The organism is Streptomyces sp. P3 (assembly GCF_003032475.1).
Classification (GTDB): Bacteria; Actinomycetota; Actinomycetes; order Streptomycetales; family Streptomycetaceae; genus Streptomyces.
The window spans coordinates 6,299,342-6,326,274 of the sequence record NZ_CP028369.1 but is presented as its reverse complement, the minus strand read 5'-3'; the positions used below and the strand labels follow the sequence as shown (position 1 = coordinate 6,326,274).

At 70.4% G+C, this 26,933-nt stretch carries 23 protein-coding genes and 1 pseudogene; 4 read left to right on the top strand and 20 right to left on the bottom strand.

The features are described from left to right. Positions 1-197 precede the first annotated feature (197 nt). Positions 198-1,043: a putative RNA methyltransferase gene (locus C6376_RS27990; RefSeq protein WP_173985747.1), complete on the bottom strand. Its 846-nt coding sequence runs from the start codon at positions 1,041-1,043 to the stop codon at positions 198-200. A 292-nt stretch (positions 1,044-1,335) separates the two neighbouring features. Then, positions 1,336-3,501 (bottom strand): hypothetical protein, encoded by a 2,166-nt coding sequence (locus C6376_RS27985; RefSeq protein ID WP_216825611.1) that lies wholly within the window; start codon positions 3,499-3,501, stop codon positions 1,336-1,338. Positions 3,502-3,749: 248 nt separating this feature from the next. Between C6376_RS27985 and C6376_RS27980 the strand changes: the two genes are divergently transcribed. Next, entirely contained in the window at positions 3,750-4,571 is an 822-nt protein-coding gene (locus C6376_RS27980; RefSeq protein WP_254075816.1) for an IS5 family transposase, read from the top strand. Here the strand turns inward: C6376_RS27980 and C6376_RS27975 are convergent. From C6376_RS27975 to C6376_RS43930, 7 genes and pseudogenes are all read right to left on the bottom strand, one after another. Beyond that, entirely contained in the window at positions 4,498-5,055 is a 558-nt protein-coding gene (locus tag C6376_RS27975) for a hypothetical protein (protein ID WP_216825569.1), read from the bottom strand. The two genes, C6376_RS27980 and C6376_RS27975, sit on opposite strands and share 74 nt — an antisense overlap. Positions 5,056-5,146: 91 nt before the next feature. Next, complete coding sequence (locus C6376_RS43935; protein WP_159083266.1) at positions 5,147-5,356, bottom strand: hypothetical protein; 210 nt, start codon at positions 5,354-5,356, stop codon at positions 5,147-5,149. Between the two features lie 9 nt (positions 5,357-5,365). Next, positions 5,366-5,710, bottom strand: a complete 345-nt coding sequence (locus tag C6376_RS27970) for a helix-turn-helix transcriptional regulator (RefSeq protein ID WP_254076080.1) — start codon at positions 5,708-5,710, stop codon at positions 5,366-5,368. After that, positions 5,707-6,876, bottom strand: coding sequence for a site-specific integrase (locus C6376_RS27965; protein ID WP_173985746.1), 1,170 nt, complete (start codon positions 6,874-6,876; stop codon positions 5,707-5,709). Before C6376_RS27965 ends, C6376_RS27970 begins: the two co-directional genes overlap by 4 nt. A gap of 174 nt (positions 6,877-7,050) precedes the next feature. Beyond that, positions 7,051-7,555 (bottom strand): annotated as a pseudogene (locus C6376_RS27960) (IS982 family transposase); the annotation flags it as partial. A gap of 200 nt (positions 7,556-7,755) precedes the next feature. Then, positions 7,756-8,670, bottom strand: coding sequence for a universal stress protein (locus C6376_RS27955; RefSeq protein ID WP_107445969.1), 915 nt, complete (start codon positions 8,668-8,670; stop codon positions 7,756-7,758). Positions 8,671-8,872: 202 nt separating this feature from the next. Then, on the bottom strand, positions 8,873-9,097 hold the full coding sequence (locus C6376_RS43930) for a hypothetical protein (RefSeq protein ID WP_159083265.1): 225 nt from the start codon (positions 9,095-9,097) through the stop codon (positions 8,873-8,875). A 587-nt stretch (positions 9,098-9,684) separates the two neighbouring features. Between C6376_RS43930 and ppdK the strand changes: the two genes are divergently transcribed. The 3 genes from ppdK to adhE all read left to right on the top strand — a co-directional run bounded on the left by ppdK (position 9,685) and on the right by adhE (position 15,947). Beyond that, positions 9,685-12,369 carry a pyruvate, phosphate dikinase gene (gene ppdK, locus C6376_RS27945; RefSeq protein WP_107445968.1) on the top strand — a complete coding sequence of 895 codons (2,685 nt, stop codon included), beginning with the start codon at positions 9,685-9,687 and terminating at the stop codon, positions 12,367-12,369. A 134-nt stretch (positions 12,370-12,503) separates the two neighbouring features. Beyond that, positions 12,504-13,154, top strand: a complete 651-nt coding sequence (locus tag C6376_RS27940) for a CBS domain-containing protein (RefSeq protein WP_107445967.1) — start codon at positions 12,504-12,506, stop codon at positions 13,152-13,154. A 111-nt stretch (positions 13,155-13,265) separates the two neighbouring features. Then, the gene (adhE, locus tag C6376_RS27935; protein WP_107445966.1) at positions 13,266-15,947 is read left to right on the top strand and encodes a bifunctional acetaldehyde-CoA/alcohol dehydrogenase; all 2,682 of its coding nucleotides are present in this window, start codon (positions 13,266-13,268) and stop codon (positions 15,945-15,947) included. Positions 15,948-16,700: 753 nt separating this feature from the next. On the opposite strand, the gene C6376_RS27930 is transcribed toward adhE, so the two are convergent. The 11 genes from C6376_RS27930 to C6376_RS27880 all read right to left on the bottom strand — a co-directional run bounded on the left by C6376_RS27930 (position 16,701) and on the right by C6376_RS27880 (position 26,593). Then, positions 16,701-17,141, bottom strand: a complete 441-nt coding sequence (locus C6376_RS27930; protein WP_107445965.1) for a pyridoxamine 5'-phosphate oxidase family protein — start codon at positions 17,139-17,141, stop codon at positions 16,701-16,703. Between the two features lie 320 nt (positions 17,142-17,461). After that, on the bottom strand, positions 17,462-17,959 hold the full coding sequence (locus C6376_RS27925) for a flavodoxin domain-containing protein (protein ID WP_107445964.1): 498 nt from the start codon (positions 17,957-17,959) through the stop codon (positions 17,462-17,464). Between the two features lie 16 nt (positions 17,960-17,975). Next, complete coding sequence (locus C6376_RS27920) at positions 17,976-18,713, bottom strand: CBS domain-containing protein (protein ID WP_107445963.1); 738 nt, start codon at positions 18,711-18,713, stop codon at positions 17,976-17,978. After that, on the bottom strand, positions 18,686-18,937 hold the full coding sequence (locus C6376_RS27915) for an acetate--CoA ligase family protein (protein ID WP_254076408.1): 252 nt from the start codon (positions 18,935-18,937) through the stop codon (positions 18,686-18,688). The genes C6376_RS27920 and C6376_RS27915 overlap by 28 nt, the downstream gene beginning before the upstream one ends. A gap of 453 nt (positions 18,938-19,390) precedes the next feature. Next, the gene (gap, locus tag C6376_RS27905; protein ID WP_107445962.1) at positions 19,391-20,404 is read right to left on the bottom strand and encodes a type I glyceraldehyde-3-phosphate dehydrogenase; all 1,014 of its coding nucleotides are present in this window, start codon (positions 20,402-20,404) and stop codon (positions 19,391-19,393) included. 31 nt (positions 20,405-20,435) lie between these two features. Next, positions 20,436-20,579 (bottom strand): hypothetical protein, encoded by a 144-nt coding sequence (locus C6376_RS43925; protein WP_159083264.1) that lies wholly within the window; start codon positions 20,577-20,579, stop codon positions 20,436-20,438. A gap of 89 nt (positions 20,580-20,668) precedes the next feature. Then, positions 20,669-21,295 (bottom strand): DoxX family membrane protein, encoded by a 627-nt coding sequence (locus C6376_RS27900; protein ID WP_107445961.1) that lies wholly within the window; start codon positions 21,293-21,295, stop codon positions 20,669-20,671. A gap of 601 nt (positions 21,296-21,896) precedes the next feature. Next, on the bottom strand, positions 21,897-22,820 hold the full coding sequence (locus C6376_RS27895; protein WP_107445960.1) for a carbamate kinase: 924 nt from the start codon (positions 22,818-22,820) through the stop codon (positions 21,897-21,899). A gap of 4 nt (positions 22,821-22,824) precedes the next feature. Further along, on the bottom strand, positions 22,825-23,826 hold the full coding sequence (argF, locus tag C6376_RS27890; RefSeq protein WP_107445959.1) for an ornithine carbamoyltransferase: 1,002 nt from the start codon (positions 23,824-23,826) through the stop codon (positions 22,825-22,827). A 21-nt stretch (positions 23,827-23,847) separates the two neighbouring features. Further along, a complete protein-coding gene (locus C6376_RS27885; protein WP_107445958.1) occupies positions 23,848-25,062 on the bottom strand; it encodes an arginine deiminase in 1,215 nt (404 codons plus the stop codon). 34 nt (positions 25,063-25,096) lie between these two features. After that, complete coding sequence (locus C6376_RS27880) at positions 25,097-26,593, bottom strand: APC family permease (protein WP_107445957.1); 1,497 nt, start codon at positions 26,591-26,593, stop codon at positions 25,097-25,099. Between the last annotated feature and the right edge of the window lie 340 nt (positions 26,594-26,933).

The window sequence follows — 26,933 nt, the reverse complement described above, 5'->3', positions numbered from 1 at the left end:
CGGTGGCCTACGCCATCCGAAGATCGCCACGTTACAGGTCGGGCAATCCCCATTCCCGCCGGGGAAGCGAAGACCGGCCCTTCGCGAGACCCGGCCACCGCCAGCGGACACCCTGCCTTCTCCGTGTTATGGGGAAGGCAGGGTGTCAGACCTGCCCACTGCTCATCCGTCAGCAGGCGAGAGCGGTCGCTCGTGGTCTACCGCGGCCGGTAGGAGGTGGCTAGGACGGAGACGGTGACCTGGTCGGGCATGAGGACGTGACCATCCAGGTCCGCGCTTGGCATGTGGCGCGCGCTCGGTGTCATCCCCACCAGGTCGAGGACCTCCTGCCTGGCCAGAGATGCGGGGTACTCAATCAGTTCGGTGACGGCGGCGTCGAAGAAGGGATTCAGCGCCCTGTGCAGGCGCTCTTCTTTGGCCGGGTCGATCGTGACCATTGCGGGGAGCGGACCGCGCAGCTCGGTCAGGTGCCGCTGGGTGGGACGCACGACGATTAACCGGCCGATTGAACGCAGCACTCGGTGGAACTCGGAGGGGTTCCGGGGCGAGAACACGTCCAGCACGACGTCAGCCACCCCGTCGGCCAGCGGGAACGGACGGAAGACGTCCCAGGTCGCTGCGGCGGCTCGTTCATGGGCTCGCCCCGCCGAGCGCAGTGCGCGCACTGAGGTATCCAGGCCGAGCCCACGGGCGAAGGGCAGTTGATCAAGTACACCGGCCAGGTAGTAGCCGGTGCCGCACCCGACGTCCACGACCGTGCCTTGTTCGGTCACAGCGTCTGTCGCCAGGCGTGCCACGGCCTGGCGGATGGGCCCGTACTTGCCGGTGGACAGAAACCGGGCCCGGGCCCGGGCCATGGCGGCGTCATCGCCGCTGGTGGCGCTGGTGCCCGACAGAAGGCTGACGTAGCCGTGGCGAGCGACATCGAAGGTATGGCCCGTCAGGCAACGCAGCGCACCACCACGGGGATGGAGGTGCGCGCGGCACGTCGGGCAGTGCAGCAGGTCGAGGAATGATTCGAGGGCAGGGCGAAGCACGGACACGAGGCTCCTGGCAACGGTGGAGGGAAGGGACCGTGCCCGTCTACGTGCATCCGAAAGGGGGCCGCCCCCGGAACACTCAGGTCCAACGCCTGGTCACCTGGGTGCGGCAGCGCCGAGAGAACGGGATTTACGCAGCAGGCACGCCGAGGAGGGCGACGCCGTCCGGCATCGCCCTCAAGACCTCCCGATCACAGGAAGCAGTAGTGCGGGGTGCTCGTGAATGCCACGCCACAAGTCTACGATCTTCGACGGAAGTCTCCCGCGCCGCCTCTGAAGTTAAGAGACACGACCGCTACCTGGGCAGCTTCGCGGTTCGCTCCGGGTAGGCGGTGCCGACGTAGCGCATGGCGGTCTGTTCGCTGATGCCGAAGAGCCTCATGAGCTTGAGCGGGTCGCCGGTGGCGAAGGCTTCGTCGAGGATGCGGTCTTGGCGCAGTCGGTCGAGGGTCGGCCCGTTGGGCAGGATCTGGCTCAGGGTGACCCTGTGCACGGCCGGGTGGTCCGGGTCGAGGGCGGTCTTCTGGCTGACCAACAGGTGGGGGTTGACGGAGGCGGGCCAGCGCTGGTGGCGGTAGACCAGCCAGTCAGCGGCGAGCTGGTGGGTGAGCTCCTCCAGGTAGAGGGTGCGTCGCAGCAGACCGCGGCGTATTTCGAGGGTTCCGCAGGCGAGGTTCAGATCAGCGGTGCGCACGGTGCGGATCTCGGCGGCGGGAACGGCGTGGACTGCGGCCAGGGCGATAGCGAGGCGCGCGAACGGGGTCTCGGTACGGTCGAGCAGACCGACCAACAGGTCGGAGGGAACCGGCCGCGGGATGCCTGTCAGATCGCCCACGGCGAGGTAGCGCGCAAGGTCGCGGAAGATCACCCGCTTGCGCTTGAGGGCCCGAAACAGGCTGCGCAAGGCGGTGGCGAGCTGGCGTCGAGCGGTCCCAGTCAGATCCTCCAGCGTGACCTGGAGATGATCCGAGGTAACTTCCCGAAGGGTCGTCATACCAGCCGCCGTCCATGCGATGAGAGCCGGTTGGAGGGTGGTCAGGTAGCGGCGGACACCCTCCCAACTGCGCGGCTCGTCCTCACGGGGCCCTTGGCCGCGCAGCACGTCCACCCATATGCGGACCTCGTCGGCGACACGTTGCGGCAGCGCGTGGAGCGCGGTTTCGATCCAGGCCAGGTCGCGGTCCTGGTGGAGTTCGGGGTCGTCGACGAGCAGGCCGCGGGCACGCAGGAACTGGCAGACGGGTTTGGCCGCGAGGTGCGTGTCCAGCCGAGTCAGGTCGTGCACATCGCGCTCGTGGATCGCGTTCTCGACTCCGAGCCAGTACCCCAGGATGGCGAGGGTGCGGATGTTCTTGCGGAAGCCCGACGCCTCCTGGTCGCGGCGAAGCTCGGCGAAGTCCTCCACCAGCGCGACGGCCGCGCCGGTCAGAGGCAGTTCGCCCGGCGGCCGACTCCGCAGCCGGGCCAGCACCGGCGACCAGTCGCGGCGCATAGTGAACAGACTCTCCTGCCCCGGCCCGACCGTCGTCGCAGGCGTCACGTCCGCGAGCAACGGTAGGGGCTCGTCGGCCTGGAGCGGCAGGGCGGTTCCGCCCACGCTGGCAGGCAGGTCAATCACCAGTTGCGTGGCTGTCACGGCGGTCGGTCGCGCCCGGTCGGCGTCGCGGTGGGGATGGCAGGTGCGGCAGTGGCCGGCACGCAGCGGTAGCCCGTCCCGGTGGCAGCGCGTGCAGTCCCCGGCCTGTTGTCGCTCCCGCCAGAATCGGCAGGGATCGCAGAGGAATCCCGCATGCTGCCTTTCGGGCATCCAGGCTTGGCAGTCACTGCACTGGCGCGGTGTGAACCATGAGTTCGGCACTGGGGCGACATCGGGGGCCTGGGGTCGCCCAGCCTGGGCGAGGTGTCGTGGTTGCGGCGCGGCCAGCAGGCCAGCGCGTAGCAGGACCAGGCAGACCGTGTCACCGTTCGTCGGTAGGTCCCGCAACAACGTCTCGGGGGCCGGCTCGACGCCTTCCGCTTCGCGCACGGCCAGAGCGAGGCGGACCATCTTGGCCGCCCGGTAGTACCAGGCTCTGGTCAAGCGGCGTTCGGCCGTTAACGCCTCCAGCACGGGTTGTGCCTGGTCCCAGCCGGCGACCGTCCGGGTGGCGAGAGCGCGGACCGTGGCGTCGGTGAGGGTGCGCGGCAGCGTGAACAGGGGAAGCTGGCCCCACACCTGCGGCTCCAGTACCGCCGCACCGGCCGGCTCTTCATACTGCTGACTCAGCGCGCGTCTCCACCTGGCGTTCACCCCACGCCCGCCGCTCTCACCGCGCACGATCTTGCGGGCCTGCGTCGCGTAGTGGCGGTAGGTGCCGATCGTGAGCTGAAGGGCACGCGGCCGTGCCCCGGGGACGGCCAGCGCCCATTCCGCGTCGTCCTCGGCCCGGATGGCTTGAGAAGCCGTATGCCTATCGATCATGAGCGCGGTTCTGATCGAACGGGGTCCCAGGTCGAGTGATCTTGGCCGCGCGGGCGCATGAAAGCAGGACCTCCGGTGCAGCACGAGGGTTGCGAAGCCAACTCGAGCGCCAGGAGGCCCTGTTGTCCCAGTCTTGCGTGACGGACCTGTTCCCGTCCAACTCCCGCGTGTCGGCGTGCGATTGCCTCGCTCACCGGTTCGGGAACGCGGCCGACCGCCCGGAGAGGGCGCCGGTGTATCCCTCCGACATGACGGATGAGGAATGGGCGGTGGTGCGCGACGCGATGCCGGTCCCGGCCTGGCTGGAGGGCCGGGGCGGACAGCCGGAGGGCTACTGCCACCGGCAGATGCTGGACGCGATCTTCTACGTCACCGACAATGGGATCAAGTGGCGCTCCCTGCCTGTCGATTACCCGGCATGGGACCGCGTGTACGCCTACTTTCGCAGGTGGCGACGGGCGGGCCTGGCCCGGGAGTTCCACGACCGGCTGCGCGGAAGGGTCCGTGAGGCCGAGGGCCGTCAGCCAGAGCCGACGGCAGCGATCATCGACTCGCAGTCGGTGAAGGGCGCCTCCTCGGTGCCCGCCGCCTCACGCGGCTACGACGGCGGCAAGAAGATCAACGGAAGGCGCCGGCACGTCATCACGGACAGCATCGGCCTCGTCTTGATGGTGCTGGTGACGGCCGGACACGTGACCGACCGGCAGGCCGCCCGCGTCATGCTGCCCCATCTGCGGGCGCGGTTCCGCACGATCACGCTGGTGTGGGCCGACGGCGGCTACACCGGCTGCCTGGTCGACTGGGCGAAGGAGAAACTCCAGCTCACGCTGGAGATCGTCAAACGCAGCGACGACATGAAGGGGTTCGTGGTGCTGCCGAGAAGGTGGGTGGTCGAGCGCACCCTGGGATGGCTGATGCGCTCGCGGCGCCTGGTGCGCGACTTCGAGACACTGCCCGCCTCCAGCGAGGCGTTCATCTACTTCTCGCAGGCCATGCTCATGAGCCGCCGTCTTGCCCGGACAGCCTCCCGGCCCCGGCAGGAGCGGTCACAGTGGACTGCCGCGGCGTGAACCGTCCAGACGGCGACACCGCCAGCCAGCCCCGCTCGGCCAGGCGCCTCGCCTTGGACCGCACCCCCTCGATCTTCGCCGGCACCAACTCCAGCCCCAGCCCGGACGCGATCTCCTTCGCCGGCACCCCCTCACCGCCTCCCGGACCGGACTCCACCACCTCCACGATCCGCCGGTAATCCGGCGCGAGCGCCTCCACCGTCGTCCCCTCCCCGAAGTGCGGCACGATCGACCCCGCAACCGGGACCTTCACCGCTGTGGTCTCCGGCACCGGTTCTGGCGCCTCCCGCACGGCCGCATCCGCCGCATCACCAGGGGCGGCCAGGGCCTCGGCCAGCTCCGCCCGAGCGATCGCCCGGCGTTCCAACACCGCCTCGGCCGCGGCGAGTTCGGACAAGATCCGGTCCGCCTCCACCTGAAGTTCCTCCACCCGCACCCGGGCAACGGCCTCCCGCTCCTCCAGCAACCCCATCACCGACGCCACCGGCCACCTCCGCATCATCCAGGACGAACTGATCGCCCGAACGCTCCCACGACGACACCGGAACCATGCCTGAGCAGCGGAAACTCAGTGATCACATCCGGAAAGACAACGGCTTCTGAAGGCAGGACTTGCACAGTCCCTCGGTGTTGAGGTGGGCCTCGTGTCGGCATCGCGGGCACACCCCGCGTGCGGGGAAATCGTATTTCCAGTGCTCGCAGCCGTGGCAGATCCGGCGCCCATACAGCACCGACCAGCTCAGGCACATCTCGCAACTGCGGGCACGCCCCGTCTTCTTCGCCATGCCCGTTCCTCAGCTCGGCGGCAGTGACCGTGGCCCGCCGCTATGGCGGGTACGGGGGACGGGCCTCACCGGCCCCGGCTCCCGCCCCTCGGCGCCGACCGCCAGTTGGCCGGAGTCCTGGGCGGCCTGCGCGTCGGCGACGGGCTCGGCCTGGAGCAGGTCGGCGACCGTGCAGTCGAGCGCCGCGCACATCAGGTCAAGGTCGTCCAGGCGAACCGTGACCGGCTTGCCACCCCACAGCGCGGCGACCTTGCTCAGTGACGGGTTGAACCCCACCTGCTGGAACGCGGCCAGCACTTCGGTCGGCCGCCATAGGTCCCGTTGGGCGGCGACCATCCGCAGATTCCACTTCACCGCAGGTTCCCCTTGTCCATCACCAGTCGTTGGGCTGCCCGGGCACTGGCGGCCAGATTCGCGTGTTCCGGTTCGGCGTGCGCGGTCGCCATGTACCGGAGTGTCGTGGTGGCCCAGGCGTGTCCGAGGACCTTCTGCACCTCCCACAACGTCATCCCGCGCTCGTAGTTGTGGGTCGCGCAGGCGTGACGCAACAGGTGCGGGAACAGGTCGGTAACCGGCCCGGTCAGATAGGTGTCGGCCGCGTTGTGCAGGGCCCGGCGGAACGTCGAGGGGACGATCGCCGGGGCGATCGGCAGGTTCAGCGCCGCGACCGCGGTGGGCTTGCGCTCCGACGGCCACAGCGGCGCCTTCGGGTGCTCGGCGTCGTCGCCGAACTCGCCGCGGATCTCCTCGATGTACCACCACAGGAGGGCCCGGCCCTCCTGGAACATGTAGGCCTCGCGCGGCCGGGGCCCCGACCCGCCGGCTCCCTTGCCGAGTACGACGAAGCGGCCCCACTGGCCGTGCTCCCAGTGCAGGTCGCCCATGCACACCCCGCACAGCTCGTTGGCCCGGACTCCGGACAGGTACGCGATCTTCGTCATCACGTAGTCGCGGCAGGCAACCAGGTACTTCCGGGTGCTTGGCAGGTCCTCGCGCCAGCGGCGGAAGAAGTCCCGCATCGCCGTCTGCGAGGGCGGGACGCGCAAGCCGAAGTCGCCGCGGTGCCGGGGCCGGTTGAACGGGTCGATCGGCGACTCAACGGCGTGGCCGAAGCGGCGCATGATCTCGCCGGCGTAGCGCTGTTCGAGGAACGCGAAGTACGCGTCGATCTTGTTGATCTTGCCGCGCAGGGTCGACGGTGCCCGCTTGCCCGCACCGGCGAAGTATCGGTCCAACTCCCGGGGCGAGAGCTTCCATGGCACCGTGCCGTAGAACTCGCAGACCTCGATCACCGGCTTGATCAGCCCGTCGAGCGTCGTCGGTGCCAGGCCGGCCGCGTCCCTCGCCCACTGGTACTCGGACAGCGTGTCGAGGAAGAAGCTCTCCTCGTCGTGCTCCGAGACGCGGGCCTGGCGGCGTCGCTGAAGGGTGACGACGTCCGCGAGACCGGACTCGACCGACACCGCAGCCGGATCTACCGGCACGGCCAGCTCTGGCCCGGGTCGCACGAGCGTCAGCACGCGACTTTCGGAATCTGACACGAAGCCGCAGATTACGGCGACCACTCTCAGAATCTGCGAGTTACTGCTGAGATCTCACACCAACGAGTGAACTACCCACACAAGGCGATCTACCAGCTGAGATGCGGATTCACGGCCACTGGGAGGGCTCCGGGAACCCGCGCGTACTCCAATAAACAGGACCGGTAGCCCGCCGAGCGTGCACACCAGGTGCAGCCGCAGCCCCCAGAAGTACCGTGAGTGCGACGCGCGGTAGCCGTACCGGGTCCAGCCCGCCAGGTCCGAGCGTTTGGCGGTCTCCCGCGAGCATCCGCAGCCGACCGGGGTGGAGTCGACCAGCCACACATCGTCGCTCCACAGAGAGGTGTCCCGGGCCAGGATCCAGGATCATGCTGGTGAGCAGCGACGACGCGGCGCGCAGCCGCTTGCTGTAGACGGACTGCTGGGGCACGTAGGGAAAGAGACGGCCGAGGTCCCGCCCGACGCGGCGCAGCCAGCGCCGCTCGGATGTGTAACCGAGCAGCGCCGACATGACCGCGAGAGTGACCAGTTCGGCGTCACCGAGCGTGGGCGCGATCCCGACGGCCGGGCGGCACGGGGCCAACCACGGCGAAGCCTTCAACTCGTCGTCGATCCGGGCATAGAGTGCCGTTGCGAGGGTGTCCAGGTCCGTCTTCACACACTGACATTGGACGCCCTCGTCCTATGTCCGCAGGCCATCCCTTGGACTCATTCATCCAGGTGGGTCTGCGGGAAGATCAGCTGTCCGTCACCAGGGATGTTTCATGTCCGCCAGCGGGAGGCCAACTGACCGCCGGCGGGGAGTCTGCCGTGTCCTCTGACACCTGCCGGACCAGGTCGGCTGCGGTGCCGGGTCCGTCAGTCGTGCGGCACCACCGCGACCGGCGCGGAGGCGTGTTGGAGTACCGCGTGGGTCACCGGGCCGATGCGACCGCCGACCAACGCCTGGTTCCTCTTCCGCCCGACGACGACCAGCGACGCGTCCCTCGAGGCGTGCACGAGATGACGGCCTGCGCTGCCGACGACGGCCTGCGCGCGCACCTCCACACCGGGGAACTTGTCCTTCCACGGACGCAGGAGGTCGCTCAGTCCCTGCCGTGTTTCCGCCGCCAGCTCGGCCTCGAGTCCCGAATCCAGGACGGCACCGTAGCCGTAGACGGCCGCCGGGTTCCAGCCGTGGACCACCCGCAGGCAGGCCGCGCGACGCCGGGCGGTCTCGAAGGCGAACTCGACGACCGCGTCGCCCGGATCCTCCAGGTCCAGCCCCACCACGACGTCGCGGTACTGGGTGTTGCTCGACGCGGCGCCCGCGGCGTCCGGCAGATGCTCGTCCTCGGCATGCTCCCCGGCCCGCACGAGGACGACGGGCCGTTCCGTACGTGCCACCACGGCAAGGGCGACGGAGCCGACCAGGAAGCCGGCCACCGTGCCGAGGCCCCGGGAGCCGAGGACCAGCAGTTCGGTGTCCTCCGCGGCCGCCAGCAGAGCCGGGACGGCCTCGTCCTCTGCCTGCAGGGTGGTGATCCGCAGGCCGGGGTGGCGTTCCGTGAGCCGGGATTGCGCCTCGCGCAGCAGGTGGGCGGCCCAGTCGCGCTGCGCTTCGAGCACGCCCGGTGCCGAAGCCCCCATGAAGGGGGTGTACGGCGCCCCCAGCGCGTCCCGGGCATGCACGAGACGCAAGGGCGCCTCTCGTTGCGTTGCTTCGCGAGCAGCCCAGTCTGCGGCGGCGAGGCTTTCGGGCGAGCCGTCGAGGCCGACGGTGATGGCTGGCATGTGCGGACCTCCTTCAGGGGTGCGCTGTCAGTTTCCAGTCCGCGCGGCTGCCGCACGAGGGGCCAGGAGTCCCGGTCGGGGGCCGATCGGCCCCCACGAAGAGGCGACCGGCGCTGTGCCCGTCACGGCGGGATCGATCAGCGCACGCCGTATGGGCCGGGAACCAAGTCCCGGCCCATGAAAGCCATGCCGATCGCTCGCCTCAGCAGTGCGCCGACGTGCGGTGCTCCTTCCGGTCCGGCCGGCGCGGCTGGTCCAGCCGACGCGGCTGGTCCGGCACCGGCGGCAGCGCCTTGGGGATCCGACGGCGCAGCAGCCGGACGGCAAGACTGTCGAAGACCGCCGCGAGGACAAATGTCAGCCCCATGGCCAGCACGAACAGCACCACGAACCGTTCCCAGAACTCCGGTGTGAGACTGGTACCCACTGTCCTCAGCCCTCCCTGGTCGGCATTGTTCTCCCTGCTTCCACCCAACGCCTCGACAGGTCAGGACGCATGAGCCGAAGGGACCGAGGAGAGGTCCGAAACAGCCCTTGTACGCGGGGCCGCACGGCCCGGTGCGCGTCGAGCCGGGGACGGTCGGTCCTGGTGGCCGAGCCGGTCCCGGTGGTGTGATGGAGGTGGCGGGGAGAACCCGGCAGAGGCACGGAGGAGCGGCCCGGACGGCCGCCGTCGTCGGAGCGGGCACGGCATCGCGCGCTGCCGCGCAGAGAGCCGCGCAGCGCGCGACCGGCACAGTAGCGGTGCCGCTGGCCGGGGAATCGAATCGGGCGAGTGCCCGACGTGCGCCCGCGGCCTGCGGTTCAGCCGACGGCGGGCTCGGGCATGCCCCGCAGCCCCGGGCCGTGGCGCACCCCCGCGACGAACGGATCAGGGGCGTCCGCGGGAGAGGGACGCACCCGCCTGGGCCGACCGGCCCCGTGGAGGGGACCGACAGCACCTGCCCCTGCCGGTCCCGGCGGCCGGACGATGGAGAGGTACCCAGCCAGAAGCCACCGGAGGAGACCGGCGTCATGGTCCGTTACGTGTACGACTTCGCATCAGGCGGCCGGGACATGGCCGCCCTTCTCGGCGGCAAGGGCGCGAACCTGGCCGAGATGACCCTGCTGGGCCTGCCCGTTCCGCCGGGCTTCACCGTGACCACCGAGGCCTGCCGGGTCTTCCTGGCCACCGGCACCGAGCCGGACACGCTGGCCCGCGAGATCTCCGAACATCTCACCGCCCTGGAAGAGGCCGCGGGACGGCGGCTGGGGCAGCCCGACGACCCGCTCCTGGTCTCCGTCCGCTCCGGGGCTCGCTTCTCCATGCCCGGCATGATGGAGACGATCCTCGACATCGGTCTGGGAGACGAGTCCGTACTCGGTCTGGCGAAGGTGTCCGGGGACGAACGCTTCGCCTGGGACTCCTACCGACGCCTTGTGCAGATGTTCGGCAGTACGGTCATGGGCGTCGACAGTTCCCTCTTCGAGGAAGCCCTGGCCGACCTCAAGCGGGTCCGGGGCGCGGCGGACGACCTGGGGCTCAACGCGGCGGACCTGGTCGCGCTCGTCGCGACGTACAAGGACCTGATCCGTGCGGAGACCGATGAGGACTTCCCGCAGTCCCCGGTCGAGCAACTGCGCCGCGCGGTCCTTGCCGTCTTCGAGTCCTGGAAGGGCGAGCGCGCCCGGCTGTACCGCCGCCGCGAGCACATCCCGGACGACCTGGGCACCGCCGTCAACGTGCAGACCATGGTCTTCGGCAATCTCGGGTCCGACTCCGGCAGCGGCGTCGCCTTCACCCGCGACCCGGCCACCGGCCGGCCCGGCCTGTACGGCGACTACCTTTCGAACGCGCAGGGTGAGGACGTCGTCGCAGGCATCCGCAACACCGTTCCGCTGACCGCTCTGGAGGAGCTGGACCCGGTCTCGTACGGGCGACTGCGCGGCCACATGGGCACTCTGGAGACGCATTACCGGGATCTGTGCGACATCGAGTTCACCATCGAGCGCGGCCGGCTGTGGATGTTGCAGACCAGGGTCGGCAAGCGCACCGCCGAGGCCGCGTTCGCCATCGCCGCCCAGCTGGCCGACGAGGGGCTGATCGCCCCTGACGAGGGCCTGGCCCGGGTCAGCGGGGACGGCCTCGCCCGGCTGATGTTCCCCCGGTTCGACACCTCGGCCGTCGGCGAGCCGCTCGCGCACGGGCTTCCGGCCTCGCCGGGTGCGGCCGCGGGTGTGGCGGTCTTCGACTCGGCCGAAGCGGTCCGCCGGGCCGCCGCGGGAGAGAAGGTCGTCCTCGTACGCCAGGAGACCACCCCCGACGACCTGCCGGGCATGATCGCCGCGGAGGCGGTCCTCACCAGCCGCGGCGGCAAGACCAGCCACGCCGCCGTCGTAGCGCGTGGCATGGGCACGGTGTGCGTGTGCGGTGCGGAGGAGATCGCCGTCGACACCGCGGCACGCAGGTTCACCGTGGGCGACACCGTCGTCGAGGAGGGCACGGTCATCTCCGTCGACGGCTCCGAGGGCGCCGTGTACCCGGGCGCCGCACCCCTCGTCGACTCCGCGGTCATGCGCTACTTCGAGACGGGTGAGCGGTCCGCCGGGCTGGTCGAGGCCGTGGCCCGCAGCATGGAACGGGCGGACGGCGCCCGGCGGCTGGAGGTACGGGCGAACGCCGACACCCCCGAGGACGCCGCCCGTGCCCGGCGGTTCGGCGCGCAGGGCGTCGGACTGTGCCGCACCGAGCACATGTTCCTCGGCGAGCGCCGCAAGCTGGTCGAGGCGATGATCCTGGCCCGCGACGAGACCGAGCGCGAGAAGGCGCTGGGTGCGCTGCTGCCTCTGCAGCGGCAGGACTTCATCGGCATCCTCGAGGCGATGGACGGTCTGCCGGTGACCATCCGGCTCATCGATCCGCCCCTCCATGAGTTCCTGCCGGATCGCACCGAACTCGCTGTGCGTATCGCCACGGCCGAGGCCCAGGACACCGGACCAGCCCCGCACGACGCCGAACTCCTCGACGCGGTCAACCGCATGCACGAGGAGAACCCGATGCTCGGACTGCGCGGAGTACGCCTCGGCCTGGTCGTGCCGGGACTGGTCGCCATGCAGGTACGGGCGATCGCCGAGGCCGTCGTGGAACGCGTGCGGGCAGGCGGCTCCCCCAAGGCGGAGATCATGGTGCCGCTGGTCGGCGCCGTCGAGGAACTGCGCATCGAGCGGGCCGAGGTGGAACGCGTCCTCGCCGAGGTGTCCGAGGAGTCCGGCGTCCCCGTGCACTGCCCGGTCGGCACCATGATCGAGCTGCCCCGGGCAGCGCTCACGGCCGGCCGGATCGCCGAGGAGGCGGAGTTCTTCTCCTTCGGCACCAACGACCTCACCCAGACCACCTGGGGCTTCTCCCGCGACGATGTCGAGGCGGCGTTCTTCTCCGCCTACCTCGACAAAGGCATCTTCGCCACCTCCCCCTTCGAGACCCTCGACCGTGACGGAGTGGGACGGCTGGTCCGCATCGCGGTCGACGAGGGTCGCGCCGCACGCTCCGATCTGAAGATCGGCGTCTGCGGCGAGCACGGCGGGGACCCCGATTCCGTCCACTTCTTCCACGACGCGGGACTGGACTACGTCTCCTGCTCGCCGTTCCGCGTCCCGGTCGCGCGTCTGGAGGCCGGACGGGCGGCGCTCCCCGAGGCGGGGACGAGCGACAGCAGGTGACAGGGACCTGGCTCCGCCGGGAAGAGCCCGACAGGACGCCCCCGGGGTCCTGTGGCCCCTGCCCCTGCCCCTGCCCCTGCCCCTGCCCCTGCCCCTGCCCCTGCCGAGATACGACGAGAAAGGAAGTGGGCACCATGGCACGCATCGTCGGTGAGGTGATGACCGTCGACGTCGTCGAGGCACACCCGAAGACGACGTTCAAGGACGTGGTACGGCTGCTGGACCGGCATCGGATCAGCGGCCTGCCCGTGGTGAACGAGGACGACAAGGTCCTCGGAGTGATCTCGGAGACCGATCTGATCCGCCGCCAGGCGGCCAGGTCCCCGGACGGCGGGATCGTCACGGCGCAGGAACTGATGTCCACGCCCGCGGTCACCGTGCATCCGGAGCAACGCATCGCGGACGCGGCGCGCGTGATGGAGCGTCATGGTGTCGAGCGCCTTCCGGTGGTGGACGAGGAGGACCGGCTGATCGGCATCGCCACCAGACGGGACCTGCTGCGCGTCTTCCTGCGTACCGACGACGAGATCCGCCAGGAGGTCCACGACGAGGTACTCACCCGCGTCCTCGGCCGACCGGACCACGGCGTGACCGTCTCGGTCCGCGACGGCATGGCCACGCTGGTAGGGCCCCTGGAGCACAGCGGAGACCTTCCGCTCGTGATCCGGCTGACCTATCGCGTGGACGGTGTGGTCGGCGTCGTCAACAGGCTGACCGTCCGCACCGCCTCGGGGCCGGTCGGCCCCGCCGAGGGACCAACGGGACCTGGGGCGGAACACCTCTGACGAGAGACGCTGCTGATGGGAGCGGTCCCGGACAACATCCCCCGCAGTACCGCTCCCTCCCAGCGCCGCCAACCGCGCGGCGCCGCCCTCTCAACGACGGAGGCTCGCCCCATGACCCGCCACGACGACCGCAGCGCGACCACCGACTCCGCCGCCGCGCCGTCCGACATCGCCATCGCGGTGGACCGCCTGGTGACGAACGGGCTCAAGGCACTCGCCGACTACGAGGCGCTCGACCAGGAGCAGGTCGACCACATCGTGAAGAAGGCCTCGGTCGCCGCTCTGGACCAGCACACCGCGCTCGCGCGGCTCGCAGTCGAGGAGACCGGGCGCGGTGTCTTCGAGGACAAGGCGGCCAAGAACATGTTCGCCTGCGAGTACGTCACGCACGGCATGGGCCCGATGAAGACCGTCGGTGTCATCGCCCGCGACGACATCGACGACATGACCGAAGTGGCCGAGCCCGTCGGTGTGGTGTGTGCGATCACCCCGGTCACCAACCCGACCTCCACCACGATCTTCAAGGTGTTGCTGGCGCTGAAGACCCGTAACCCGGTCGTGTTCGCCTTCCATCCCTCCGCCCAGCACTGCAGCGCGCGGGCGGCCCGCATCGTGCGGGACGCGGCGGTCGCGGCGGGCGCGCCGGAGCACTGCGTGCAGTGGATCGAGACGCCCTCCGTCGAGGCAACGGGCGCCTTGATGCGACACCCCGGCGTCTCACTGATCCTCGCCACCGGCGGCAACGCCATGGTCAAGGCAGCCTACTCGGCCGGCAAGCCCGCCCTGGGCGTGGGCGCCGGCAACGTTCCCGCCTACGTCCACCGCAGTGCGGACGTGCGCCGGGCCGTCAACGACCTGGTGCTGTCCAAGTCGTTCGACAACGGCATGATCTGCGCCTCCGAACAGGCCGTCATCCTGGACGAGGAGATCCACGACGCGGTCCTCGCCGAATTCCGCACCCTGCACGCCCACCTGGCCACCGCCGAGGAGAAGGCGAAGCTGGAGGCCTTCCTGTTCCCCGTCGGCGCCACCGGCGCGGGCTGCGAGCCCAAGGTCAACTCCGCGGCGGTCGGACAGAGCGCGTACTGGATCGCCGAACAGGCGGGCTTCACCGTGGCCGACGACACCTCCCTCATCCTGGTGGAGACCGACCGGGTCGGTCCGGACGAGCCCCTGACCCGCGAGAAGCTCTGCCCGGTTCTCGCAGTCCTGCGGGCCGACTCCGAGCAGCGGGGCTTCGACCTGGCCGCCGACATGGTGGCCTTCCACGGGCAGGGCCACAGCGCCGTCATCCACACCAAGGACATGGAGTTGGCGGAGGAGTACGGCCGCCGTATGAAGACGGTACGGATCATCGTCAACGCCCCGTCCTCGCAAGGCGCCATCGGCGGCATCTACAACAGCCTGCTGCCCTCGCTGACGCTGGGTTGCGGCTCCTGGGGCAGCACGTCGGTGTCGAACAACGTCTCGGCCGCCCAGTTGCTCAACGTCAAGCGCGTGTCGATGCGCCGCAACAATCTTCAGTGGTTCAAGGTCCCACCGAAGATCTACTTCGAGCCGCAGTCCATCCGCTACCTCGCCTCGATGCCGGACGTCCACCGTGTCACCGTCGTCACCGACGCGACGATGACCCGCCTCGGGCTCGTCGACCGGGTCGAGCGCGTGCTGCGACGCCGCCGGGAACCGGTCACGATCCAGGTCATCGACAACGTCGAACCCGAGCCCAGCATCGACTCCGTGCGGCGCGGTGCCCGTCTCATGGGCGACTTCCGTCCGGACACCATCATCGCCCTCGGCGGCGGCTCCCCCATGGACGCGGCCAAGGTGATGTGGCTGCTGTACGAGCAGCAGGCCGAGGGCAAGGACGTCGACTTCGCCGACATGCGGCACAAGTTCTCCGACATCCGCAAGCGCGCCTTCCGCTTCCCGACGCTGGGCAGGCTCGCCCGCCTGGTGTGCATTCCCACCACCTCCGGCACGGGTGCCGAGGTGACACCGTTCGCCGTCATCTCCGACCCTGCCACCGGCAAGAAGTACCCGCTGGCCGACTACGCGCTCACCCCCAGCGTGGCCATCGTCGACCCGCTGCTCACCACCGCGCTGCCGCGCGCGCTGGCCGCCGACAGCGGCTTCGACGCCCTCACCCACGCCATCGAGGCGTACGTGTCCGTCTACGCCAACGACTTCACCGACGGCCTCGCCCTGCACGCGATCAGGCTGATCTTCGAGAACATCGAGGGGGCGGTGAACGACCGCGCGGCGCGGCCGGAGGCTCAGGAGAGGATGCACAACGCCGGCACCATCGCGGGCATGGCCTTCGGCAACGCCTTCCTCGGCATCGTCCACGCCATGTCCCACACCCTCGGGGCCACCTTCCACATCGCGCACGGCCGCACCAACGCCGTGTTGCTGCCGCACGTCATCCGCTACAACGGAACCGTCCCCACGAAGCTCACCGGCTGGCCGAAGTACGAGAACTACCGCGCCCCCGACCGCTTCCAGGACATCGCCCGGACCCTCGGCCTGCCCGCGGCCACCCCGGCCGAGGGCGTCGAGTCCCTCGCCGCGGCGGTGGAACGGCTGCGCGCCGCCGTGGGCATCGAGCCGACGTTCCAGGCCCTCGGCGTCGACGAGCACGCCTTCCTCGACGCCCTGCCCCAGCAGGCCCTGAACGCCTTCGAAGACCAGTGCGCACCCGCCAACCCCCGGATGCCCATGCTCGACGACATGCGCGAGCTGATGCGTACGGCCTACTACGGCCGTCCGGAAGCCGAGCAGGTGGAACAGCCATAGCTCACGTACCGGTGACGGTGACATGACCCTTCGGCCCCTGTTCGGCGGACTGCCGTCGCACAGGGGCCGAGTCACGGCCCGGTGACTACCGCACAGAAGACCGCCGTCCGGGGCGACACTGCGCCCTTCCCCTCCGTCCGCCCTCTTCAAAGGCTCCATGGCTGGAACTGGTCCACTGCCCGGCAACCCCTGGAGGGCACCTGGACGACAAGCGGATCACCGACTGCGGGGGCTATGACCTGTTCCCCGACGTCGCCCCACTCAAGGGACCACACACCGCCTTACCCACCCCCCGTAAGGCACCAGGACCGGGCAGCGGACAGTGGGCCCCGTGCAGCAATGTGGGCGACCGGACCCGGGCGCGGGCCGAGGACGCTCGTCCGGCGGTGGGCCCCGATGACGACGACGGCGGCCTCCTGCGTCGCGGCGAGCAGTTCTTCGGAGTGGTGGAGACGTTTCGGTTTCCACCGTGACGTCGGGATGCCGGTCCCGTAGTTGCGTGAGAGCACGGTGCCGGCCCGGCTTCGTCCGCTTGCTCCCTGGCGGACCGTGCCCGGACCGGACTTCGCGCCGGCACCATGGAGGGAGATGCCGATGACTCGGTCCGTGCAGAACACGAGGCCGCGCGCCGCTCGGCCTCGTGGAGGTCGTGGGCCGTCGCCTGCTCGTACGCGTCATGCGCGTCCGTGTCATGCGCGCGGCCCGAACAGCCCTTGTCCCAAGGGCTGTTCGGGCCGCGTGAAGGCGTGGCGATCAGGAGGGGAGGTGCACGCCGTACAGGGTGCGTCCGCCGACGAGGTCGCGTCCGGTGACCAGTTCGGGGTCGATGCGCACGAAGGCCTCCTGCGGCGCGGGAGCCCAGGAACGCGGCCCGGTCCGCAACAGCCGTGCGTGCTCGGCGGGGTCGGTCACGAGGGTGGCCGTCCCCATGACCACGACGCTCCATCCGGAGTGGGTGGCGACGTCGACCTCGTCGGCCTCGAAGGCGACCACCGCTCCGTCGATCGCACTCGCCAGTTCCGAGGACGCCGAGGTGCGCACCAGCACTGCGCCGTCCTGGTCGAGGCAGAAGTTGACCGGCAGGACTGCGGGCAGCGCCTGCCGCGTGTACACGATGCGCCCCACCGGCGCCTTGGCCAGCAGACTCAGGCATTCCTGCCGGTCGAGTGCACGCAATCCGTCGTTGGCGTCCATCTGCCTTCTCGTCTCTCCCCTGGGCATCCCGGTCCTGGCACCGTCCATCGTCAAACGGCTCGGGCGTCCCCGGCCAGGGACCATCGGTCCCCGGCCTCCGGAGAAAGGCCCTGCTCAGACCGCGACGCGACGTCCCGTGACGGCGTACGGTCCGATGCGCACCCACCGGTCGCACCCGCATCCAGTCCACGGCGCGGCGTAAGCCCGTGGCGCCGTCCGACGCTCCTCACCACGGTCAGTGACCGTACGCCCGTGGTCGCGCACCGGCACGCTCCGGCTTTTGCTGAGAACATCGTCGATGCGGTGCCTCTGCTCCTTCTCTAGGTGTGCGTCAGTGTGTCGGCGATGCCTCCCGCCCAGGCGTGGATCGCGCCGAAGTCCCGGAAGTCACCGCCCTTGCCGGAGCGGAGGATCATCCCGGCCACCCGCCCTTTGGCGCCGTCTTCCAGGCATCCGCCGAAAGTGACGTGGTCCCGGACGCCCAGCCGGGTCATGGCCCGCTGCACGCCTCGCACCGGCGGGATGTCCCGCTCGGAGGCGGAGGCGTCGAGCGGGCCGCTGCTGAAGAACCACACCGGACGCTCCGCGAGGGGCACGCGGTTGCGGCGGACGAACCGCCGTGCGTCCTTGTGCCAGCGCCCCGCGTAGAGGCCGCCGCCGACCACGACGGCGTCGTAGCGCGCCACATTCGTCACGGACCGGGCCGGAAGCGACTCGACGGTCAGCCCGCCCTTGCGCAGGACCTCGGCCACGGCTTCGGCGATCTCCGCTGTGGATCCGTTCGTCGTTCCGTACGTGACCAGCACGGTGTCGGTCATGGTGGTCCACCTCCTTTCACAGCCGGCGCAGCCAGTCGTCGGCCACGCCGTGCACTGACTGTGTCTGCTCCTCGGTACGCAGGCGTGCGTCGTCCAGTCGGTAGGTGAGCCTGCCGACCACGTCGACCACGCCGTCGATCCGCCGGGTCATGGACGGGGCGATCTCCGTCTCGCTCCTGCGCTCCATGTGTCCGGAGAGCGTGACGACGCCCTCCGCAACGGAGACCTCGACACTGCGCGGCGGCAGCGACAGCGTGCGAACCAGGACTTCCTCGATCACCTCGGTGCGAATCTCGGCGTCGGGCCGCAGGAAGACCTGGAGGAGGTCGCTGCGGGTGACGATGCCGACGAGCCGGTCCTGCTCGTCGACGACGGGGAGCCGCTCCACGTGCTTGCGGACCATGGTGCGGGCGGCCTGGACGATGGTGTCGTCGGCGTGCACCGTGACGGGCGGCTGTGTCATCAGCCGGCCTGCGGTTCGGGCCTTGCCCTTCGCGGTCTGTCGCTTGGCGCCGGGCGTCAGCTCGGCGAGCCGCGTGCGGTGCTTCGGCCCGTCCGGGTCCGGGACGGTCACCTGGTGCATCATCAGGTCCGTCTCGGACAGGACACCGACGACCTTGTCGTCCTCGTCCACCACCGGCAGTCCGCTGATCCGGTGGCTCGCGAGCAGCCGGGCCACCTCCTTGAACGGGGTGCCGTACTCGGCGCGGACGACGTCCGTGGTCATCACGGTGCCGACCTTGTCGTGTCGCATGGCGGTTCCTCCTCAGCGCAGTCGTCGCAGGTAAGGGTCCTGGGGGCGGCGGGCAGGAGGCGTATGCGTGCGTCGGGCACGCTGACGCCGTCCGGTGTCACCAGGACGGGATTGAAGTCGGCCTCGGCGAGTCGCGGCAGGTCCGCCGCCATCCGGGAAAGCAGGTGGAGCAGCTGTTGGGGTCCTTCGAGGTCGACGGGGGTGTTTCCGTTCGCGCCCGGCAGCAGCGGGGCGCACCGCGGCCTCGGCGAGGCCGATCACCCTGCCGTCCACCTCCGCCGTCAGGACCCGGTGCCCCGGGCGGGCCGGGGCGCGGGCCCGGTCGGCGGCCGTCGCGGCCGGGCGCAGGCTCGCCGCCGAGAAGCGCGGGCGGAGGTTCTGCGGCGACATCTCCTCGCAGAGCCCCTCGTACGACCCTCGCAACTGTTCGTGGTCGTCCGGCAACACAGGCCGGATGCACACGGTGGTGCCGTCCCCGAACAGGGCGTCGTCCACCCTGGGCCGGTGGAGCAGGTCGTCCGTCATGGCAGGTCTCCTCCATGCTCTCGGTACTTCGATCGTCCGGCAGAGCGAAGGAGGAGCCCATGGGCTGTACGGGGCCACCTCGGGGCCGGTCGGCCCTGCTGCGGCTGCCGGCCGGCCCCGCTTTCGCCGTCACGACGAGCGATTCGGAGGATTCAGTCGTCCGCCACCAACGCCGTCAGGTCCAGGAGACGGTTGGTGTAGCCCCACTCGTTGTCGTACCAGCCGAAGACCTTGGCGAGGGTGCCGTTGGCCTGGGTCAGCGCCGGGTCGAAGACGCAGGACGAGGGGTCGCCGATGACGTCGCGGGAGACGATGGGAGCCTTGGAGACGCGCAGGATGCCGTTCAGCGGGCCGTTCGCGGCCGCCTCGAACGCGGCGTTGATCTCGTCCGCGCTCGCCTCTCGGGTGAGGACGACGGCGAGGTCGGTGAGCGATCCGTCCTCCACGGGCACCCGGACCGCGATGCCGTCCAGGGCCCCGGCCAGCTCCGGCACCACCAGACCCACGGCGCGGGCGGCGCCGGTGCTGGTGGGGATGATGCTGAGGGCGGCCGAGCGGGCCCGGCGCAGGTCCTTGTGCGGGCCGTCGAGGAGGGACTGGTCGTTGGTGTAGCCGTGGATGGTGGTCATCACTCCTCGCTCGATGCCGAAGGCGTCGTCGAGCACCTTCACCATCGGGGCGACGCAGTTGGTGGTGCAGGAGGCCGCGGAGACGATGCGGTCGCGGTGCCGGTCGTAGGTCCGGTCGTTGACGCCCATCACGATGGTGGCGTCCACCCCCTTGCCGGGCGCCGACAGCAGCACGGTGTGGGCGCCGCCCTTCAGGTGCAGGGCCGCGGAGTCCCGGTCGCGGAAGCGGCCGGTCGACTCGACGACGATGCCGGCGCCGTAGTCCGACCAGTGCAGGGCGGCCGGGTCACGTTCGGCGGTGACGGCGATACGGCGCCCGTCGACGGTGATGGAGCTGTCGTCATGCTCGACGGAGCGGCCGATGCGACCGAAGGTCGAGTCGTACTCCAGCAGGTGGGCCAGGGTGGCGGGTGAGGTGATGTCGTTGACGGCGACCACCTCCACGTCCTGGGTGCCTTCCTCGGCCCGGTCGAGGGCGGCACGCAGATAGGTGCGGCCGATACGTCCGAAGCCGTTGATGCCGACGCGTACGGTCATGGCAGGGCATTCCTTCCGGCAATGAGGTTGTTCAGGCGTTCCCGGTCCAGTCGGCTGTCTTGAGCAGGTCGGTGCCGTGCTCGCGGATCCGGGCCTGGTCCGGGTCGGGCCCGGGGTCGTGGCGCTTCTCGATTACTAGGGACTCACCGAACGCCCGCACCACCGCCGCCTTCACGGTCCGCTTCTCCTCGCGAGTGATCGGGAGTGATCCGGAGTGGCCGGGATGCGGCGGGCCGGATGGCGGGCCCGCCGCGTCGGCGGCGTTCAGCGCAGCCAGCTGTGGTCGCGGACGAACGGCAGCCTGGCCCACAGCCGGCCCGCGCCCAGGGTGTCGCCGGCTGCGGCGGCGGCCAGCACGACCAGGGCGACGGCGTAGATCAGGTGGTAGTCGACGAACGGGTTCGTCGACATGCTCGCCGAGCCGTCGGAGAGGTGTCGGGCGGGCGGCCACTCGGCAATCCACATCAGCGCCATCATCGCGGTGCCGGCGAATGCGGCGATACGCAGCGCGACCCCCGCGACCAGGGCGAGGCCGATTCCGAGCAGGCCGAGCATGAACAGCCAGTTCGCCCACGGGTCGCCGGCCCAGGAGTGGAAGGTCGACTCCATCGGCCCGACGGCGACGGAACCGAGAAAGCCCTTCGTCGGGGAGCCGCCGTCGATCCAGCCCTTGCCGGACGGGGTGGCGTAGCCGAGGCCGAAGGTCTTGTCGAGGAAGGCCCACAGGAACACGAACCCGGTGAGCAGACGCAGGGACGCGAAGGCGTAGGCCCGCGCGGAGTGCGTGCCGGTGTCCGCCGACACGAACTCGGATGCGGAGGCGCTCCGGTGCCCGCGGAACGAGGGCAGGTGGAAGCCGGAGCTCCGGCGAGGGTGCTCGTGCACGGCCATGGTCGTGGTTCCCTTCGAAGGGGTCGGGTCGGTGCCTGACGTCACTCACTCTGGCCCCGCACGCCGGGCGGTGCCGGATGCCGAAGGTCCGCGGCCGCTGGGCCGAACGGCCCTGTCCTCAGGGGTCGTTGGACTTCGTGGCCCTCGGCGAGGAGGACAACGACGAGGCCCGAGGCGTCCCGTCCCGGAAGACCTTCACCGGGCGGGTTTCACGGCCGACGGGCCGGCCGCGGCGACGGCTGGCCCGTCGGCCGCAGCCGTGAAGCGGTGCACGGGGTGGTCGTACGGCGCCATCTCGAACTCCGGGGTGCCCCCTCAGCGAGGTCGGCGGGTGCGCTCGCAGGCGTACTCGTCATGCGTGTCGGGGAGGACGTTGAGCGCGTTGACGTGCGTCGCGCCGGCCCGTCCGGCACGTGGCCGTACGCCGCCGGCAGCTCCTCGAGGTCCAGGTACTCGCCCGTCTGCGGAGTCGTCGCGGGAGCGGCCTGGTCGCCTGCCATCTCGTCCCGGCCGTCGTTGACGGCGTAGGTGCGCATCTCGTGCGTACCGGCGTCGAGGGCACCGTCGGGGCCCGGAGCACCGGGACGTGCGGACCGCTCCGTCAACCGGCGGTGAGATCCGGGCGGATCAGGGTGCCCGAGCGGCCGTGCACGATCTCGTACGCCGCGTCCAGGGCCCCGATCGCGGCGAGCCCTCCGGTCCGCTCGACGAACCGGGCGGCGGCCTCGGCCTTCGGACCCATCGAGCCGTCCGGGAAGCCCCTGCGCAGCAGCTCGGCCGGGGTCGCGTCGAGGAGGGGTCGCTGGGCGGGGGTGCCGTAGTCCTCGTACACGCACGGGACGTCGGTGAGGATCAGCAGGAAGTCGGCCTTGATGTCCTCGGCGAGCAGGGCGGCCGTGAGGTCCTTGTCGACGACGGCTTCCACGCCGGTCAGCGCGCCGGTGTCGTCGTCCGCCGTCACGGGGACGCCTCCGCCGCCCGCGCAGATCACCAGTGCGCCGCTGTTCAGCAACTCGTGGACGGTGTCGGTCTCCAGGATCCGTTCCGGTGACGGGGAGGGGACGACGCGGCGCCAGCCGGTGGTGTCCTGTGCGACGTGCCAGCCACGCTTGCGGGCGAGAGCGCCGGCCACCTCCCGGGAGTAGACCTGGCCGACGAACTTGGTGGGCCGCGCGAACCCCGGGTCGTCGGCTCGTACGAGGGTGTGGGTGACCAGGGTGGCGATGTGGCGGCCGGGCAGGGCGTCGTGCAGGGTGCAGGCGAGCAGGGAGCCGATCATCCCCTGGGTCTGGGCGCCGAGCAGGTGCAGGGGGTAGGGGGCGCTGAGGGCGGGGTCCGCGGCGCTCTCCATGGCGAGCAGGCCGATCTGGGGGCCGTTGCCGTGGGTGAGGACCAGTTCGTTTTCGTGGGCGAGGGCGGCCAGCGCGGTGGCGACCCGGTCGATGTTGGCCTGCTGCACGGCGGCGTCGGGGCGTTCGCCGCGGTGGAGCAGGGCGTTGCCGCCGAGGGCGACGACGATGCGCATGGTTTCAGTCCTCCAGGGTGGCGACGAGCACTGCCTTGATGGTGTGCAGCCGGTTCTCGGCCTGGTCGAACACGATCGACGCGGGCGAGGAGAAGACGTCGTCGGTGACTTCGAGTCCGTCCAGGCCGTAGCGGTCGAAGAGGTCGTTGCCGAGTCGGGTGCGGCGGTCGTGCAGGGCCGGCAGGCAGTGCATGAACCTCACGTCCGGGTTGCCGGTGGCGGCGAGCGTCTTGTCGTTGACCTGGTACGGCAGCAGCAGCTCGATGCGCTCCTGCCAGGTGTCGGCGGGCTCGCCCATGGACACCCAGACGTCGGTGTGCAGGAAGTCGGCGCCGCGTACGGCGGTCTCCACGTCCTCGGTGAGGAGGATCCGGGCGCCGCTGCGCTCGGCCAGTTCCCGGCAGGTGGTGACCAGCGCGGGATCGGGCCACAGACCGGCGGGGGCGGCGATCCGCACGTCCATGCCGAGCAGGGCGCCCATGGACAGCAGGGAGTTGCCCATGTTGTTGCGGGCGTCGCCGAGGTAGCAGTAGGCGATGTCGGGCAGGGGCTTGGGGCTGTGCTCGTGCATGGTCAGGAGGTCGCACAGGCTCTGGGTGGGGTGTGCGGTGTCGGTGAGTCCGTTGTAGACGGGGACGCCGGCGTGGGCGGCGAGCTCGGTGACGAGGAACTGGGCGGAGCCGCGGTACTCGATGGCGTCGAACATGCGGCCCAGGACGCGGGCGGTGTCGGCGATGGACTCCTTGGCGCCGATGTGGGTGTCGCCGGGACCCAGGTAGGTGGTGGCGGCGCCCTGGTCGGCGGCCGCGACCTCGAAGGCGCAGCGGGTGCGGGTGGAGGTCTTCTCGAAGATCAGGGCGAGGTTCCGGCCGTTCAGCCGGGGCTGTTCGGTGCCGGCCCGTTTGGCGGCCTTGAGGGAGGCCGCCAGGTCGAGGAAGTGGCGCATCTCGGCGGCGGTGAAGTCGAGTTCGCTCAGGTAGGAGCGGCCTCTCAGGTCAATGGTCATGACGGTTCCCCTTCTGGGGGTTCAGGCGGCCGGATCGCGTTCGATCGGGCAGCTCATGCAGCGGGGTCCGCCCCGGCCGCGGCCGAGTTCGGCGCCGGCGATGGTGATGATCTCGATGCCCTGCTTGCGCAGGTAGGTGTTGGTGGTGACGTTGCGCTCGTAGCCGACGACGACTCCGGGGGCGACGGCGAGGAAGTTGCTGCCGTCGTCCCACTGCTCGCGTTCGGCGTTGCGGATGTCCTGCGGGGCGGAGAGCATCCGGATCTTGTCGAGGTCGAGAGACTCGGCGAGGGCGGTGGCCAGATCGGAGTTCGGGGCGACGTCGAAGCCGCACTCGCGAGTGCTGCTGGGCCTGAGCGTCCAGGAGCGCAGGGAGTCGGCGAGGCCCGGGTAGATGACGAAGGTGTCGCGGTCGAGCATCGTCAGCACGGTGTCGAGGTGCATGTAGGCGCGGGCGGCGGGAAGTTGGACGGCGATCAGCCGCCGCGCCGTGCCCCCGGCGAACAGCCGGGCGGCCAGGTTCTCCACCGCCTGCGCGGTGGTCCGCTCCCCCATGCCGACCATGACGGCCCCGTTGCCGAGGACATGGACGTCACCGCCTTCGAGCGTGCCCACCGAGCCGTCGAGGATCGGTGCCGGGGCGACGCCCGCGAACATCGGGTGGAAGCGGTAGATCGCCTCGGCGTGCAGGCTCTCCCGCCGCCGGGCCGCCCTGGCCATCGGGTTGACCGACAGCCGGTCGTACACCCAGCAGGAGTTGTCGCGTGGGAAGAGGTGGTTGGGCAGCGGGGCGAGGGCGAAGTCGTCGGCGTCCAGCGCGTTCCAGACCAGGCTGTGCGGGGTGGCGAGCGGCAGGTCGCTCTTGAGGAGTCCGCCGATGAGGTGCCCGGCGAGGGTCTCGCTGTCGAGCTCGGCGCACAGTTCGCGGACCGGGTCGATCAGCGCCGGCCCTACGGTGGCCGGGGTGACCACCCGGTCGAGCAGCCAGTCGCGGGCCTCGGGAGAGTCGAGAGTCTGGGCGAGCAGGTCGGCGAAACAGTGCACTCGGGTGCCGTGGTCGCGCAGTACCTGGGCGAAGGCGTCATGCTCCTCACGGGCGCGCTTGGCCCAGAGGATGTCGTCGAAGAGAAGCGCGTCGACATTGCGTGGGGTGAGCCGGGAGAGTTCGATGCCGGGGCGGTGCAGGATCACCTGGCGCAGGCGGCCGACCTCGGAATCGACATGGAACGTGGTCATGGCGTGGTTTCCCCTGTCGTGAGGTGGACGGTGGTCAGTCCTGGTGGCGGTGGGTGTCCCGCTTGCGCGGGCCGCCGACGCGGTTGGTGCCCAGCCCTCGGGAGAGACGCTTGGGCGGGGCCGGCGTCTCGGGGGCGCGCTCCTCGCGCGGGGCGCGGGCGGCGGGGATCACCGCGGCCTCCTCGCCGTACCGGCCCTGGCCACGCTTCAACCAGACGTAGACCGGCACGCCGAGCAACAGGACGAACAGTCCGTAGTAGACGGTCTGGTAGCCGCTGCCCTGGATCGACCAGTAGGAGAAGACCAGCGCCAGAGCGGCGACGGTGACGTCGCGGGCGAGGCGCCGCGGGCTCAGGGTCTCCCGGCCGCGCACCAGCAGCCAGTACAACTGGGCGGCGGCGGAGAACAGGTAGGGGATCACCGCCGTGAAGACACTCAGCAGCATGATCTTCGTGAAGACGTCCTCGAACCGGGTGTAGCTGAACACGGTGATCAGCGACGCCAGCACGGTGGAGGCGAAGATCCCGAAGGCCGGGACGCCGCTCTCGCCGCGCAGCTTCGCGAAGGCATCGGGGAAGAGCCCGTCGCGGGCCGCGGCGTACGGCATCTCCGCGCACAGCATCGTCCAGCCGTTGAGGGCGCCGATGCCCGAGACGATCGCGGCGACGGCCACAACGTCCCCCGCCCAGGTGCCGCCGAAGATGTTGTTCGCGGAGTCGGTGAACGGCGCGGTCGTGTCGCCGAGCGCCCCGTGCGAGACGGTTCCGAAGACCGCGAGCGTGCCCAGGATGTAGAGGACGGCGCACAGCACCGTGCCGTACACGGTGGCGCGCGGCACGTTGCGCTCCGGGTCCCGGACCCGGCCGGCGACCACCGAGGCGGCCTCCAGGCCGAGGTAGCTGAACAGGGCGATGGCCGCCGCAGCGGAGATCGCGCCGAGCGCCGACCGGCCGCTGGCGTTGAAGGCACCGAAGTTGTCCGGGTCGATGAAGAACAGACCGATGGTCGCCATGAAGACGAGCGGCACGAACTTCAGCACGGTGGTGACCACCTGGAACGCGCCCATGTTGCGGACGCCGCTGAGGTTGATCGCGGCCGCCACCCAGAGCCCGCCCAGAGCGAGAGTCATGGAGACCCATGTCTTGTGGCCCGTGTTGACGAACACCTCGACGTAACCGACCCAGGCCACGGCGATCGCCGCGTTCCCGGCCCACGCCGTGATCCAGTACGACCAGGCGTTGAGGAATCCGGCGAACTCCCCGAACGCCTCCCGGGCGTAGACGTACGGCCCGCCGCTCGCCGGAACGCGCTTCGACAGCGCCCCGAAGGTCAGCGCGAGCGCAAGCGCCCCCAGGGTCACGACGACGAAGGCGACCAGGGAGACCGGCCCGTACGGGGCGAGGGCGGAAGGGAGGGCGAAGATTCCGGTGCCGATGATCGTGCCGATCACGAGCGCGGACGCGGCCGGGAGACCGAGCGCCGCCCGGGGCTTGGGCGCCGCTCGTTCACCACTCGCTGGGGTCCTGGGCATTGCTGTGCTCCTTGTGCCGGTCGCTGTGGATGAGTCGGTCGCGAACGATGCTGCTGCGTCATGGCGAACCGTGGGAGCGGCCGGACGGGGCTCGTAGCGGTGCCGAAGGTCCCGCTCGGACAGGTCCGTACAGCCCCGACACGTGCCGCGCGCACAAGCTGATGCCTGTTGGTCCTGGCTCTTCGCCCAGCACGCCCGGCAGCCGGGCAGCCGGGCGCCGAGGCTGCCGCACGGGTACGGTCCTACGAGTTCGGCGCCACGGCCGGCCGGTCCATGTGACAGTGCCTCAAGCGGTACCGCCCGTGTGCGGCAGGCGCACCCGACCGCGCCGCCGCCCGGA